Annotated in this window: 11 protein-coding genes; 7 read left to right on the forward strand and 4 right to left on the reverse strand. The window is 63.6% G+C overall.

Annotated features, from left to right (window positions below; translation table 11 throughout):
- Window positions 1-100: 100 nt before the first annotated feature.
- Window positions 101-2,053, forward strand: coding sequence for a helicase-related protein (locus tag AC07P1_RS32180; RefSeq protein WP_494699667.1), 1,953 nt, complete (start codon window positions 101-103; stop codon window positions 2,051-2,053).
- Here AC07P1_RS32180 and AC07P1_RS32185 read toward each other — a convergent pair whose 3' ends face one another.
- Window positions 2,054-2,515, reverse strand: coding sequence for a hypothetical protein (locus tag AC07P1_RS32185; protein ID WP_494699668.1), 462 nt, complete (start codon window positions 2,513-2,515; stop codon window positions 2,054-2,056).
- Window positions 2,516-2,521: 6 nt separating this feature from the next.
- On the reverse strand, window positions 2,522-3,229 hold the full coding sequence (locus tag AC07P1_RS32190; protein ID WP_494699669.1) for a hypothetical protein: 708 nt from the start codon (window positions 3,227-3,229) through the stop codon (window positions 2,522-2,524).
- A 255-nt stretch (window positions 3,230-3,484) separates the two neighbouring features.
- Between AC07P1_RS32190 and tssF the strand changes: the two genes are divergently transcribed.
- The 3 genes from tssF to AC07P1_RS32205 all read left to right on the forward strand — a co-directional run bounded on the left by tssF (window position 3,485) and on the right by AC07P1_RS32205 (window position 6,679).
- Window positions 3,485-5,326, forward strand: a complete 1,842-nt coding sequence (gene tssF, locus AC07P1_RS32195; protein ID WP_494699670.1) for a type VI secretion system baseplate subunit TssF — start codon at window positions 3,485-3,487, stop codon at window positions 5,324-5,326.
- Complete coding sequence (gene tssG, locus AC07P1_RS32200; RefSeq protein WP_494699671.1) at window positions 5,290-6,270, forward strand: type VI secretion system baseplate subunit TssG; 981 nt, start codon at window positions 5,290-5,292, stop codon at window positions 6,268-6,270. Before tssF ends, tssG begins: the two co-directional genes overlap by 37 nt.
- A gap of 103 nt (window positions 6,271-6,373) precedes the next feature.
- Window positions 6,374-6,679 carry an NIPSNAP family protein gene (locus tag AC07P1_RS32205; protein WP_494699672.1) on the forward strand — a complete coding sequence of 102 codons (306 nt, stop codon included), beginning with the start codon at window positions 6,374-6,376 and terminating at the stop codon, window positions 6,677-6,679.
- Window positions 6,680-7,110: 431 nt separating this feature from the next.
- Here AC07P1_RS32205 and AC07P1_RS32210 read toward each other — a convergent pair whose 3' ends face one another.
- The gene (locus tag AC07P1_RS32210; protein ID WP_494699673.1) at window positions 7,111-7,419 is read right to left on the reverse strand and encodes a hypothetical protein; all 309 of its coding nucleotides are present in this window, start codon (window positions 7,417-7,419) and stop codon (window positions 7,111-7,113) included.
- Between the two features lie 213 nt (window positions 7,420-7,632).
- Between AC07P1_RS32210 and AC07P1_RS32215 the strand changes: the two genes are divergently transcribed.
- The 3 genes from AC07P1_RS32215 (at window position 7,633) to AC07P1_RS32225 (ending at window position 13,440) form a co-directional block, all read left to right on the forward strand.
- Window positions 7,633-9,183, forward strand: coding sequence for a helicase HerA-like C-terminal domain-containing protein (locus tag AC07P1_RS32215; protein WP_494699674.1), 1,551 nt, complete (start codon window positions 7,633-7,635; stop codon window positions 9,181-9,183).
- 140 nt (window positions 9,184-9,323) lie between these two features.
- Window positions 9,324-10,451, forward strand: coding sequence for an acyltransferase family protein (locus tag AC07P1_RS32220; RefSeq protein ID WP_494699675.1), 1,128 nt, complete (start codon window positions 9,324-9,326; stop codon window positions 10,449-10,451).
- 223 nt (window positions 10,452-10,674) lie between these two features.
- Complete coding sequence (locus tag AC07P1_RS32225) at window positions 10,675-13,440, forward strand: TonB-dependent receptor (RefSeq protein WP_494699676.1); 2,766 nt, start codon at window positions 10,675-10,677, stop codon at window positions 13,438-13,440.
- Window positions 13,441-13,515: 75 nt separating this feature from the next.
- Here the strand turns inward: AC07P1_RS32225 and AC07P1_RS32230 are convergent, their stop codons facing one another.
- Complete coding sequence (locus AC07P1_RS32230) at window positions 13,516-14,370, reverse strand: hypothetical protein (RefSeq protein ID WP_494699677.1); 855 nt, start codon at window positions 14,368-14,370, stop codon at window positions 13,516-13,518.
- Between the last annotated feature and the right edge of the window lie 45 nt (window positions 14,371-14,415).

Below are 14,415 nucleotides of genomic sequence, written 5' to 3' on the forward strand. Positions count from 1 at the left end.
TGCCAGATATCATTGGGAAATACAAAAAACGGGCGCTGGAGCGGCACGATATAATCTGGCGGTATCGCTCGAACATAGACGGACTCGCCAAGGCAGCACCATGACAGACATTGCAGATCAAGAAAACGACGACGACCTGATGCGCCAGCTCGGGCTGACGGCCAAGGGGTTTTTGTTGTCCCGGATGGAAGGGCGGGTGTTTTTACGCCTGACCGGCATTGTCGAGTATAACGGCACACATTACCCCTACGATCTGGTGCCGGCCCAAGGCGTGCTGGCCAAGCCGTCCAAGTGGCGCAAGATGGATGGCGACGCAAGGTCGGCGCTGCTGCGCGAGCGCGCCAGCGATGCCGTCGTCGCCGAACTGCACGGGTATGTTGGCGACTTCGTCCGCGAGATGGCCGATGCCTGCGACGATTGCGACCTGGACCCGCAACCTTTCCTGCAGGCCCTGGCCGACATGCAGATCTCCGAGCCGGCCGGCACGGTGTTCGACCGCATCCGCCAGCGGCTGGAACACGCGGTCGAGCGCGAAATGGAGGAGCAGCACGCCGAGCGTACCCGGCAAAGCATCAATCTGGCCGAATATCCGGCGTCCTTCGACGTCGCCCGCCGCATCAAGCGCAAGTTCATCGCGCTGCTGGGGCCGACCAATTCCGGCAAGACCCACCAGGCCATCGAGGCGCTGGCCAAGGCGCCGAGCGGCGTGTATCTGGCGCCATTGCGGCTGCTGGCGCTGGAAAACTACGAGCGCCTGCAGGGCATGGAGCAGCACGGCAGGCCGCTGGCCGTCAGCCTGGTCACCGGCGAGGAGCGGCGCCTGGTCGCCGGCGCCACCCACGTCGCCAGCACGGTCGAGATGCTCGATACCCGCACGCCGGTCGATGTGGCCGTGATCGACGAGATCCAGATGCTGGCCGACCGCGACCGTGGCTCGGCCTGGACCGCCGCCGTCTGCGGCGCGCCGGCGCATACCGTCTACCTGGTCGGGGCGCCGGAGGCGCGCCGTGCCATCGAGGTGCTGGCCGCGCGGCTCGAATGCGAGCTGGAAGTGCATGTGTTGAAGCGCAAGGGGCCGCTGTCGATGGAGCCGTCGGCCGTGCGCAAGCTGACCAATCTGCGGCGCGGCGACGCCGTCATTTGCTTTTCGCGCCGGGAAGTGCTGATGTGGCGCGACATGGTGACCGAGGTCGGCCTGTCGGTGGCCACCGTCTACGGCAACTTGTCGCCGGAGGTGCGGCGCGCGCAGGCCCAGCGCTTCCGCGAGGGCGCGGCCGACGTGGTGGTCGGTACGGACGCCATCGCCATGGGGCTGAATATGCCAATTGCGCGCATCGTGATGACTACGTCCGTTAAATACAATGGATATGAAGAGGAAGAGATTCCCGCGGCGCTGGCCAGGCAGATCGCCGGCCGGGCCGGGCGCTTCGGCGTGCATGAGGAGGGCCTGGTGGCCGGCTACGACAACGAGACGCATAATGTGATGCGTTCGCTGTTGCAGGAGAAGCCGGTGCCGCTGAAAACCACCGGCTTTGCCGTGGCGCCAACGTTGGAACATTTACACCGGATTTCATCGGTGACCAACGAGCATGGGCTGGCCAAGCTGCTCAAGCGCTTCGTGCACAACATCGATGTGCCGGACGGTTTCTTCTACCCGCGCATCACCGAGGACCAGTTCGAGCGTGCGGCCTGGCTCGATACCTTGCAGTTGACGGTGGCGGAGAAGTTCGCGCTGTCGCTGGTGCCGATCTCGTCCAAGGTACACACCTTGCAGCACGCGTGGGAAGGCTGGGCCACCGCGCTGGCGCACAAGAAAATCACGCGCCTCAAGCCGGAGCAGAATCCGCTGCATTTCATGAACTTGCAGGAGGTGGAGGACGCCTGCCGGCTGTATTCGGCCTACGCTTGGCTGGCCTATCGCCAGCCGGAGTATTTCCCGGACACGGAGTTGGCGCAAAAGCTGTCGCGCGAAGCGTCGGAGCGCGTCGATGCGATTTTGCAGGACCAGAACTCGGCCGCCCGCAAGCGTCAGCCGAAAAAGTTCCGGCGTTGATCAGGCATCTGGCTGCGGGTCGCCGTGCAGCTTGAAGCGGCAGGATAATTTGAACGGCCGGGTCACGCCTTTGGGGTCGGAGACCATCGGCACGGCAAAGGATTGCTCGTCGAGCAGCTCCAGGGTCCAAGTGGTGGCGCCGAAGAAGTCGAAGTGGACGATATTGGGTTCGACCAGTTCGAGGCCGGTGAAGGCACCGGTCGAGTACATCGCGCCCAGCCGCGCGGCGTCGACGATGTCGAGCTTGGGATCGAGCAGGTAGATGCGCAGCGTGTCTTCGTGGACGATGTCGTCGGTAAGGAAGATCAGGAAGTGGCCCTTCCAGCAAACGGCCGCTTCCAGCACCGCGCCTTCGACGATTTTTTCCGTGGTTTCGCCGTAGAGTATGAGTTCGCTGCGCGGCAGGTCGTCGATGGCCTGCCGGGGGCGGATCGAGAGGTCGTCTGTCGAAAACAGTTTCATGATGGTCTACCAGATTGAGCTGACGCCGAAGGCCGCCAGCGCGCCCCCGACGAAAGCTCCCACTGTAACGCAAACCGGCGCGCCCGGCCCGCATGCCAGGCCGGCCAGCGCGCCGCCGGCCATGCCGCCCGCGATGCCGGCGCCGTTGATGGCGATTTCCTTGCCGGTCGCCGCCACTTTGTTGGTCGAGGTCGCCACATTGTAGATCGACAATCCCAGCGACACGAAGATCACCCCGCGCCCCACGTACGACAGGCGTGACATCGTTTGCGTGACCGCCGGATTGGACTTGCCGGCCGAGCTGACGATGGACGCGTAGACGATGTTGCGCTGTGACGCGGTCAGCCGGGCGAAGGTCGCGCCGGGGCCGTACATGCGGGTGGTCTGGCGGGCCACCAACTCGTTGAGCGTGTAGCCCTGCGCCTTGATGCGCTGCGCCACCGCGCGGCCCACCGACGTGCTGCGCGAACGGATGATGGTCATGACGGTGTTGCGCGTCTGCTGTGCTTGCTGCGCCGCCTGGGCCCAGGTGATCCTGCCGGTGAACGCCTCGGTGCGGAGCCGGTCCGCCATGTGCTTGATCTCGCGCGCGTAGGCGAGGCGGGCGGAGGCGTCGATGGTCAAATGGGCGCCGGCGTTGGCAAGCTGCGCCTCGAGCGACCGGATCGTCTGCTCGAAGAGTTCCTGGTTCTCATCTTTGGTCGCTGTCGCCATGTCGCTCATCCCTGTCTAGTTATGGTGAAAAATTACGATGAAAAATAAAGAGGAATTCACAGGTTAGAGATATCCGGGCCGGGCGAATTGTGGCCGCGCAAGCGACTGCGCTAAGTGTTGCGCGACTAGCGACATGGCGCCTTGTTATTGCTACATGTCAATAAGTTCTTCGGTGGCAATGCGATGATCGACAGCCTGTGCGGTTCGACCATCGCCATCACGGCTGGGGACGCACGGCTAGTTACGGATGCCACGATGGAAAAACTGCTGCCGTATGTCGAGCGTGAACTGGGTCTGCTGCGGCAGGCCGGCGCCGAGTTTGCCGGGCGCTATCCCAAGCTGGCCGGTAGCCTGGGGACGGCAGCCGAGGGCGGCGCCGATCCGCATGTCGACCGCCTGATCCAGGGGGCCGCCGTCCTCAACGCGCGCGTGGCCAAGCTGCTCGACGACGGCTATGCCGGCTTCACCGAAGCGCTGCTCGGCATGCTGTACCCGCACTACCTGCGGCCGATGCCGTCGTGTTCGATCGCGCGCGTCGACCATGGCGGCGCCAGGGCCGGCGAGATCGCCGGCGTCAGCATACTGCCGCGCGGCACGGCGATGACGGCGCTGGGACAGGCGAAGGTGGCGTGCCGCTTCCGCACGGTCTACGACGTCGCGGTCGCGCCGGTGGCGATCGGTGCCGCATGGTTCGAGCCGCACATCGAGGTGCCGCCGGGGCTGCCGCTACCGGCGGACGCCGCCGCGGCCATTTGCATCACGCTGGAAAGTGTCGGCTGCGCGCTTGGCCCGGCGTTGGACGGACTGTCGAGGCTGAGGGTGTTCATCGATGGCGAACCGTCGCTGCGCGCCGCCTTGCGCGACACGCTGTTCCTGCGCGCCGCCGGCGCCTGCGTGGAGGCGGACGGCCGGTGGAGCGTGTTGTCCGGGTCGCCGATAATGCCGGTCGGCTTTGCCGATGACGAGGCGCTGTTGCCGGCCGCCGCCTCCGAGCACGGCGGCTACCGGCTGCTCGGCGAGTACTTCGCCTTCCCTGAAAAATTCGACTTCTTCGATATCGACCTCGGCGCCGTGCTGGCCGACGTGCCAGCCGGTTGCGGCCGTTTGACACTGCGGCTGGCGCTGGCCGGCTGCCGGCCCGACATGCCCGCCCCACGCATCCTGCGCGCGCTGTTGGCGGACAATCTGGTGCTCGGCTGCACGCCCATCGTCAATCTGTACGCGCAGCCGGCCACGCCGATTCGCGTCACCCACGCGCGCAGCAGCTATCCGCTGATGCCCGACCAGATGCCGGCCGGCGGCAGCGAGATCTACAGCATCGACTCGGTGCATTTGGTGCGGCCGTCGCCGGACGGCGACCGTGTGGCCGAGTTCTTTCCATACTATTCGCTGCGTCATGGCGGCGCGGCCAGCCGCAAGGGCCGCTACTGGCTGGCCAGCCGCGACGAGGCGCCCACCGCCGGCGGCGCGGGCCACGATCTTTCGCTGACCCTGGTCGACCACGACTTTTCGCCGTTGCGCGACGAGCACGCCACGGCGTCGGTGCGCACCACCTGCACCAACCGCGATCTGCCCCATTACATGGAATACGGCCGGCCCCGTGGCGACCTGGCCACGGAGGCGGCCGCCGGCGACTTTCCGATCCGCGTGCTGCGCCGGCCGACCACCTCGTACCGGCTGAGCGCGAACGGCAATGGCCAGTGGGGACTGATCAGTCATCTGGCGCTCAGCCACCGCGCGCTGACGCATGAGGGATTGCCGGCGTTGACGGAGATGCTGCGGCTTTATGCGCGGCGGGACAATGCCGTTTCCCAGCGCCAGATCGACGGCATCGTCGGCCTGTCGCACCGGCCCGCCACCAAGCTGGTGCGGCAAGCGCGGGGTAGCGCGTATCTGCGCGGCACCGAGGTGACGGTCATGCTGGACGAGGAGGCGTTCGCCGGCACCGGGCTGCATATCTTCGCGCAACTGCTCGAGCATCTGTTTGGGTTGCACGTCCATCTGAACAGCTACACCCAGCTGGTGGTTGTCTCCGGTATCAATGGAAAGGAGTTGCTGCGATGTCTGCCCCGCAATGGCGCGTTGAGCTTGGCCTGATCGGCGAGCTGCTGGCCGAACCCCACCGCTTCGAGTTCTTCCAGGCGGTGCGGCTGATCGCGCTGGCGCGGCAGCAGGAGGGCGGCGCCGGCGACGTGCGCTTTCGCAACCGGCTGTCGCTGGGCTTCCCGCCCAGCCAGATCGACAACGTCAGCAGCGACGACAAGGGCATCCGCATCACGCCCGCGTTCATGGGATTGCTGGGCGGCCAAGGCAGCTTGCCGCTGCATTATTCGGAGCGTATCAACCGCCACGAGAAAGGCAACAGCGACGGCGGGCCGAGGGCGTTTCTCGACATGTTCTCGCATCGCGCGCTGGACATGTTTTACGAGGCCTGGGCCAGGCACCGGCCGGAGTGCATGGCCATGCCGGAAGGGGGCGACGCGTTCATGGGCATGCTGACGTCGCTGGCGGGCGCGTGTTTCGCAGCGGACGACGACGGCATCGAGCGCGAGACGATGGCGTTCTATGCCATGCAGATCCGCAGCCGGGCGGTCTCCGCGCCACTGATGGCCGGCATGTATGCGGAATACTTCGACGTGCCGTTCGCGGTGGAGCAATTGGTGGGGGAGTGGCTGGACTTGCCCGCCGGCGACCAGGCGCGGTTGGGCATGGCGAATGTCGATCTCGGCGGCGGTGTGTTGCTGGGCCAGCGGCTGTATCGCTGCGACGCCCGCGTGCGGCTGCGGATAGGACCGCTGGACCGGGAAGCCTACGACCGCTTCCTGCCCGGGAACAGTGGCGCGGTCCGGCTGGCGGCCATGCTGGCGCTGCAATGTGGCGTGGATATGTGCTACGAAGTCCATCTGATCCAGCGCGCGCAGGATGTGCGTGGCTTCAGCCTGGACGAGGCCAATGGCGCGCGGCTGGGCGTGGATACCTGTCTCTACAGCCAGCCACCGGGGCGCGACCGTGAGGACTTGATGTATTTGCTGCGTACGTGAAGCTCGCCACACGCGAAAAAGTCCCGTTTGACCTATACAAATAGCAGGCGTATTTGTTTTTTTATATTATAGTTAGCCCTCGACGCCTACACTTAAAGATTCCATGGTTACCTGCTATTTGCGCTACGTGATTGATCCATACAAGCTCGACGAATTTGAGCGCTACGGCAAAATCTGGATACCGCTGGTGGAAAAATTTGGCGGTCAGCATCATGGATATTTTCTTCCGTCGGAAGGCGCCAACAACGTGGCGTTGGCGATGTTCACGTTTCCCTCGCTCGCCGCGTATGAAGACTACCGAGCAAAGTCGATGAACGACCCGGCGTGCCAGGCCGCGTTCAAGTACGCGGAGGAAACCCGCTGCATCCTCAGCTACGAGCGCAGCTTCTTCCGGCCTGTCTTCCAGTGAAGCTTGGCAAACTTTGGCGCGCTTCGCTTATTTCGGGCGCCTTGACTTAGCTTGTCCGTGACGACGGGGTAACTGTTGGGGCGCTGTTCAGTTTGAATTGGCGATGGAAGCTGAATGGCCGACGAACTCCGTGCGGATCGGACAGGACGGGAAACCTTAACATTTTGTGGTCAGACATTTTCAAGCTCCACACTACGCCGCCAAAGAACAGGAATCGAACGGTGTCTGGAGGAACGATATCCGGCAACGAAAAAGTCCCTGTAGAGTATATGCCGTACATACTCGCTTGATTATTCGCGGGCAATGGTGCTCAAGCCGGTCGTCATTTCGCTACTCCTTTATGTATCGAGACATTCAGGATAGGCCGGGCCGAAACAAATCGGGTTGTCCCGACTCAAGCGTTGGGGCATGGAGGAGCAACCGGGTCGGTGCTATCTCATCGCGATTTGGAGCGCAAGGACGAGCAAGAACAGCGCCGGCACTCCGTTCAGAAATAACGCGATCCAACCGTACCATGAGCCTCCGCCGCTCCGAATCAAGCTGATCAGTGCGGTTGCCAGTCCGATCAGCGTTCCGATCAGCATCAGCACGCCGGCAATCCCCACGCAGTCGAGACTGTAAGTGCCGCAGTGCGATTGGCCTCCCGAAAAGCCGCCGTTCAGCGCAGCGGTGCTGACGGCAAGCGTGGCGAGTGCGATGGCGATGCCGATGACATCTGGTTTGAATTTTCGTTTGCTCAATTGGGGCCTGGGATGATTTATCTGTCTGGGTGCGCCGGAGTGCCGCAATTCGCGAAAGCCGTCGGCGGAGCTTGGCGGATTACGCTGTCGCTAATCCGCCCTACGTGGTTTAGATGGGCGCTTGAGTTAGCGATCTTCGCCGCTGCGGTGGAATGCATGATAGCGCAGTTGCGGTATGATCGTTTCTCCAACATATAGCTGCCCACAACGATCATGCCGACTCCTATCACCATCGCGAAGAACGACACTCTTTCACTGGATATGCTGTCCAACCTGGTCAACCGCCACGGCTGCATCACCGGCGCCACCGGGACCGGCAAGACCGTGACCTTGCAGAAGATCGCGCAGTCGCTGTCCGAAATCGGCGTGCCGGTCTTCATGGCCGACGTCAAGGGCGACTTGTCCGGCATCGCCAAGGCCGGCGCGCTGAGCGAGAAGATGGGCGCGCGCCTCGCCGCGCTCAAGCTGGAGACGCCGCAGTGGGCCGGCTGCCCGGTCACCTTCTGGGACGTGTTCGGCGAAAAGGGCCATCCGGTGCGCGCGACCGTTTCCGACCTCGGCCCGCTGCTGCTGGCGCGCATGCTCAACCTGAACGATACGCAGGAGGGCGTGCTGCAACTGGTGTTCCGCATCGCCGATGACAACGGTTTGCTGCTGCTCGATAGCAAGGACCTGCGCGCCATGCTGCAGCACGTCGGCGACAACGCGGCCGATTTCAAGACGAGTTATGGCAACATCAGCGCGGCCAGCATCGGCGCCATCCAGCGCGGCCTGATCGCCATCGAGGAGCAGGGCGGCGACCAGTTCTTCGGCGAGCCGATGCTCAACATCGACGACCTGCTGCAGACCGACGCGCGCGGCAAGGGGGTGATCAACATCCTCAGCGCCGACAAGCTGATGAACGCGCCGCGCCTGTACGCGGTGTTTCTGCTGTGGATGCTGTCCGAGCTGTTCGAGAACCTGCCCGAGGTGGGCGACCTCGACAAGCCGAAGCTGGTGTTCTTCTTCGACGAGGCGCATCTGCTGTTCACCGACGCGCCCAAGGCCTTGCTGCAAAAGATAGAACAGGTGGTGCGCCTGATCCGTTCCAAGGGCGTGGGCGTGTTCTTCGTCACGCAAAATCCGATCGACATCCCGGACACGGTGCTGGGCCAGCTCGGCAACCGCGTCCAGCACGCGCTGCGGGCCTATACGCCGCGCGACCAGAAGGCGGTCAAGGCGGCCGCCGAGACGTTCCGCCCCAATCCGGCGCTGGATGTCTCGCAGGTGATCACCGAACTGGGCGTGGGAGAGGCGCTGGTGTCCTTCCTCGACGAGAAGGGCGCGCCACGCATGGTGGAGCGTGTCTTCATCCTGCCGCCGGCCAGCCAGCTCGGCCCGCTCGACGCGGCCGAGCGCAAGGCCGCCATCGACGGTTCCATCGTGGCCGGCGTCTACGAAAAGACGATCGACCGCGAGTCGGCCTATGAAAAGCTGAACGGCCGGGTGGCGGCCGGCGCCCGCTCCGCGCAGGACGCCCCCGACGCGGCCGCCGGAGGTGGGACATCGCCGGCGCAGTCAACGCGGCAGCCATCGCAGCAGCAACCGCAGGAGGCCGCCGGCGGCTCGATGTTCGGCGACGTGCTGGGCGGCTTGTTCGGCCAGAGCGGCAAGCGCGACACGGCGGTGCAGGCGATGGTCAAGTCAGCCGTGCGCAGCATCGGCTCCCAGGTCGGCCGCGAAATCATCCGTGGCGTGCTCGGATCGATCATGAAGAAACGTTGATTCCTCAACGGTAACGCGGCCATGCGCGCGCCACCGATATGCCAGCCTCAGCTATGATAGCGACCGGTCTACAACATTGACAGCAATTTAATTGCTTCTCGACATGTTGTTGAATGGTTTTGGCATGGCAAGGGACGGGAATGACGCTAGTGGTAAAAGGAGCGGTCGGGGCGGAGAAACGGCCGCCATCGCAATTCGGCTTGATCAATTTGTTGAAGGCGGGCGCGGCGCAGCTGATCGTGCTGCATCATCTCGCCTTCTATGGTCCGATGGCCGATCACGTGCGGCCTATGTTGCCGGCGCTAATAGAGTGGCTGGGTGACAGCGCGCGCATCGCGGTCCAGGCCTTTCTCGTCATCGGCGGCTTTTTGGCCGCCAAATCCCTTGCGCCCACCGGCCACGCCGGCTTGGCCGACCCAATCGGGGCGATCTGGCGGCGCTACGTCAAGCTGGCGCCACCGTTCATGGTTGCCACCTTGCTGGCCGCCGCCGCTTCCATACTGGCCGGTAAGTTAATGGCACACGATTCCATCTCGGAGCCCGCCAGCTTGAGCCAGCTTGCCGCGCACGCGCTGTTGTTGCATGGCGTGCTGGGATATCCCTCCTTGTCGGCGGGCGCCTGGTATGTCGCCATCGATTTTCAGCTGTACGCGCTGATGGCGCTGATGTTGTGGCTCGGGGGGCGCTTCGCCGCCGAGCGTCGGCTGCCGTGGCTGATGCCAAGCATGATCTCGCTGGCCGTCGCGCTTTCCCTTGTGTACTTCAATCTGGATGCCGACTGGGATAACTGGGCGCCGTATTTCTTCGGCAGCTATGGCCTGGGGCTGATGGCTTGGTGGGCCGGCGATCCGCGCCGCAAACCGGGCGCCGCCGCGTTGCTGGTGGGAATGGCCTTTTTGCCGGTGATCGCCGCCCAGGCGCTCGATTTCCGCAGCCGTATCGCGCTGGCGATGGCGGTCGCCTGTGTTTTGGTTCTGTTTGGTCGCGCGAAAACAACATCCAATGGTCAAATGTGGTCGATGGTCAACGGATTGGCTCGGATATCGTATTCGGTGTTTCTGATACATTTTCCGGTATGTCTATTGGTGAACGCGGCTTTCACCCGTTTCGTGCCCCCCGAGCCGGAATTGCAGGCGTTTGGCATGCTCGTGGCGTGGGCCGCCAGCCTGGCCGCGGGAGCCCTTTTCTTCAGCTGCGTAGAGGCGCCACTGGCCCGGCTGGCCCAGCGCGGCGCCGGTCAAACCGTCCTGCGACCGGCGACCGCGTAGGCGGTTTGAAGTGTCTGTAGGAGTGCCGAAAGCCAATCCATCAAGGGTTGGCTTTTTTCATTTGCTGGTTCATGACAAAAAGCTCCGGTGCTAGTTATATGATTTTGGAATATGAATTTGCAAATAAATGATAGATTGGCATTGTTAAGGGGGGCGTAATATGAAAGTCATGCAGCCATGGCAAGTACAAAAAAGGACTGCAATAACAACATAGGAGACAACAATGACATCGCCTCAGACCCGTATGCGGAAGACCGTATTAGCCGCCCTCATCGCCGAAATGGTGATTTCCCTCAGCGCCAACGCGCAAACGGCCGACCAGCCGGTAGTCGATCCCTCGGCGACAGTGGTCGTCAGCGGTATTCGCGCTTCCCTCAGTTCCTCGCTGAACACCAAACGCATGCAGGACGGCGTGGTCGACGCCGTTTCGGCCGAGGACGCCGGCAAATTCCCCGACACCAATATCGCCGAATCCTTGCAACGCGTGACCGGCGTGCAGATCCAGCGTAACGGCGGCGAGGGCCGCTACATCTCGGTGCGCGGGCTGGGACCTGAGTTCAACAACGTGCTGGTCAACGGTCGCACCATGACCAGCGACACCGGCGGCCGCGAGTTCTCGTTCGACATGCTGTCGTCCGACCTGATTTCCAAGGTGCTGGTCTACAAGACCTCGCAGGCCTTCCTGCCCGAGGGCGGCATCGGTTCGACGGTGGATATCCAGACCGCGCGTCCGCTGTCGGGCAAGGTGGGGCATTCGACCGTGTTCAACGCGTCCAGCTCCTATGACGACAACTCGAAAAAGTACACGCCCAACGCCAGCGGCATGTATTCGTTCGCCAACGAGGCGCGCACCTTCGGCGTGGCCGGCTCGGTGTCCTACACCGACCGCTCGTCCAAGCAGAACAAGGCCATCACCGACGCCTGGAACTACCGCGACGTGTCGATGATCAACGGCGACCTGAACTCGCGCGGCTTGACGATGGCCGACGTCACCACCCGCAAGCTGTACATGCCGCAGAGCTACGGCTTCCAGCAGGAGGAGGAAAGCCGCAAGCGCCTGGTCGGTAACCTGGCCGTGCAATACAATCCGTCGCCGACGTGGAAGCTGAGCGCCGACGCCCTGTTTTCGCGTCTGGACCAGAAAAACGATGTGATCGCCGTCAGCGACTGGAACAACCCGGTCCAGCTGGGAGTAAAGTACGATAACAACGATCAGGTGACCAGCTTCCTGCGTCCCGGTTCCACCTTCTTCGCCAACAACCCGGCCATCGCCGGCCCCGGCAAGCTGCTCGGCGAAGCGGCCTCCAACGACATGATCGTCAAGGGCGGCGACCGCCTGTCGATCACCCGCGCCTTCGGCCTGAACTCGAAATGGAAGCTCTCCGACGAATTGCGTCTGGAGGGCGACGTGTCGACCTCGCGCTCGACGTCGGCCACGCCGGACATGTGGGTGGTGGCCGGCATGGTGCCGAAAAACGGCGACGTGCTCAGCTTTAACGGCACGCCCAGCATCACCTTCGGCGACGGCCTGGCCGACCCGACGGCGGTGCGCGCGCACGCCGTCTCCAACGGCCAGGTCAACCTCCACGACAAGTTGAAAGAGGGACGCATGAACCTGTCGTGGGACCACGACATGGGCTTCTTCAAGGGCGCCGATACCGGCGTCGCGTATTCGCAGCGCGAGGTCGGCCGCCTTACTTACAGCAGCGACTCGTGGAACGCCTTCAGCGGCTACCACGTGAGCTTGCCGGCCAGCCTGTTCACGGTGACGCCGCTGGAAAACTTCATCGGCGGCGGCGCCCAGGTGCCGTCGGCGTATCTGCGCTTCGACCCGCACGCCTACATCAATTACCTGAACCAGCCGTCGCTGCTGCCGCAGTCCAACGATCCGGCGCTGTATTCGGACAAGACCAAGTATCCGAACGGCCCGATGGCGATCGACTACACCAAGCCGTCGTCGTGGGGCGTGGAGGAGAAGGTCAAGAGCCTGTTCCTCGACACGCGCTGGGAGGGCAGCGGCTGGTCGGCCAACGCCGGCATGCGCATGGTGCGCGTGAACTCGACCTCCACCGGCACCAGCCGCGTGCTGCTGTCGGCGGTCAAGAGCCCGAACGACACGACCTTCATTTCGCAGTGGGGCCCGTACCAGATCATCACCGTCGACAACAGCTATAACAGCTACCTGCCGTCGGCCAATCTGAAAGTCGACCTGACCAAGGACATGCTGCTGCGCTTCGCCGCCTCCAAGACCGAGACCCGGCCGACGTTGAGCCAGATGAGCGTGGACAACTGGTACGGCGGCCGCTTCGGCGACGTGCAGACCGGCGGCGGCAATCCGTACCTGAAGCCGATGCAGTCGAAGAACTTCGACATTTCGTATGAATGGTATCTGTCGAAGACCAACTATGTCAGCACGGCCGTATTCATGAAGAAGGTGTCCGACTTCCTCGAGACGACCTTGCAGGACATGCGCATACCGCAGTTCGACGAGGTGGTGCATGACTCCCGCGTGCGCAACGGCCAGAAAGGTAAGATCAAGGGTATCGAGATCGCCGGCCAGTACGCCTTCGACGACTCGATCCCTTGGCTGCAGGGCTTCGGCGTGTCCGCCAACTACACCTACGTGGACGCCAGCGCCGAGCGTGCGGGCGGCGCGCCGGCCTGCGGTTATCCAGGCCTGTCGCCGCAGTCGTACAACGGTTCGCTGTTCTTCGAGAACACCCAGTTCTCGGCGCGCGTGAGTTACAACTGGCGTAACCACTTCTCGGTCGATTGCGGCGGCGGCAGCACCATGCCGCGCAACCGCGCGGCGTATGGCCAGACCGATGCCAGCTTGCGTTACAACATCACGCCGAAGATCTCGCTCTACCTCGACGCGATCAATCTGAACAACGCGAGAATGCGCGAGTACGCCAACAACGAGAGCCAGTTCCTGACCCTGGAAGATGTGGGCCGCCGTGTGAACCTCGGCGTGCGGATGGCTTTCTAAGTCCGCTTCGAAGAGAAAGGCCGGGTTCCGCGTGGCATGCGGGACCCGGCCTTTTTTCATGGCTCCGGCGCGGCGCTAGCGGCCCAGCAATCGCGGCGGCTCCGACGCATAGATTTTCGGCAGCAGCGGATGGGCCAGCGTGAAGCAGCGGTCGGCGCTGGCTTTCACCAGTTCGATTTCCTTGGCGAAGTAGCGCACGGTCAGCGCGTCCAGCGAGCCGTCGCGTTTGGCCATCGACAGACCCGTCTCGAGCCGTTGCGCCAGCCGCGGCTCGTTGGCGCTGACGTAGTACACCACCGGCAAGGGGTAATACAGCATCAACCCTGGCACCAGCGCCAGCGTGTCGGCCAGTTGCGCGTGTTCCTTCATCAGGAAATCCGCTTCGACCACGCTGATCGGCAGGTAGTCGAAGCGGTGGCTGACCAGCATGTCGAGCAAGGTCGCGATGTTGCCGCTGTCGACGACCTGGTAGCCGTTGTGGCGCAACACGGCGTTATCCACCCAGCCCCGGCCTTGTCCGGCCACCAAGCGTTTTAGTTGCGCGGCGGAGGTGACTGCCTGAAATTTCGGCAGGTCGTCGCGGCGCACGATCAGTTGGCGGTAGCCCAGCAAGCCGCTCAGGACGGGCGTGCCGACCATGATGGCGCGCTCCTCCGGGTCGTCGGCGTCCAGGTCGCGCCACGGGCCGGCATGGACGTTCATGCGTTTGCCGGAGTGGATTTCGCGCCGGATGCGCGAGGTACTCATCGTATCGACCACATGCACCACCGAGAACGGGCCATAGGCCGGCGTTGTCTTTTGCAGGGCCAGTTTGAGCGCGGCGGTCTGGTATTGATCGCGCTTGGGGGTTTTGCCCCAGTCCCAGTAGCGGTAAACCATCGGGTCGGACGCCGCCAGCGCGTCGCGCGTACCGAGCGCCAATGCGGCCAAGGCCAGTAGCGAGGTCCGGCGCGACGTGTCGGGCTGTGTGTCCGC

Source organism: Duganella sp. GW821-FHT07F09 (assembly GCF_059418705.1).

Coding starts and splice junctions, on each gene's coding strand:
- AC07P1_RS32180 (WP_494699667.1), top strand. CDS start 101: ATGACAGACATTGCAGATCAAGAAAACGACGACGACCTGATGCGCCAG.
- AC07P1_RS32185 (WP_494699668.1), bottom strand. CDS start 2,515: ATGAAACTGTTTTCGACAGACGACCTCTCGATCCGCCCCCGGCAGGCC.
- AC07P1_RS32190 (WP_494699669.1), bottom strand. CDS start 3,229: ATGGCGACAGCGACCAAAGATGAGAACCAGGAACTCTTCGAGCAGACG.
- tssF (WP_494699670.1), top strand. CDS start 3,485: ATGGAAAAACTGCTGCCGTATGTCGAGCGTGAACTGGGTCTGCTGCGG.
- tssG (WP_494699671.1), top strand. CDS start 5,290: ATGTCTGCCCCGCAATGGCGCGTTGAGCTTGGCCTGATCGGCGAGCTG.
- AC07P1_RS32205 (WP_494699672.1), top strand. CDS start 6,374: ATGGTTACCTGCTATTTGCGCTACGTGATTGATCCATACAAGCTCGAC.
- AC07P1_RS32215 (WP_494699674.1), top strand. CDS start 7,633: ATGCCGACTCCTATCACCATCGCGAAGAACGACACTCTTTCACTGGAT.
- AC07P1_RS32220 (WP_494699675.1), top strand. CDS start 9,324: ATGACGCTAGTGGTAAAAGGAGCGGTCGGGGCGGAGAAACGGCCGCCA.
- AC07P1_RS32225 (WP_494699676.1), top strand. CDS start 10,675: ATGACATCGCCTCAGACCCGTATGCGGAAGACCGTATTAGCCGCCCTC.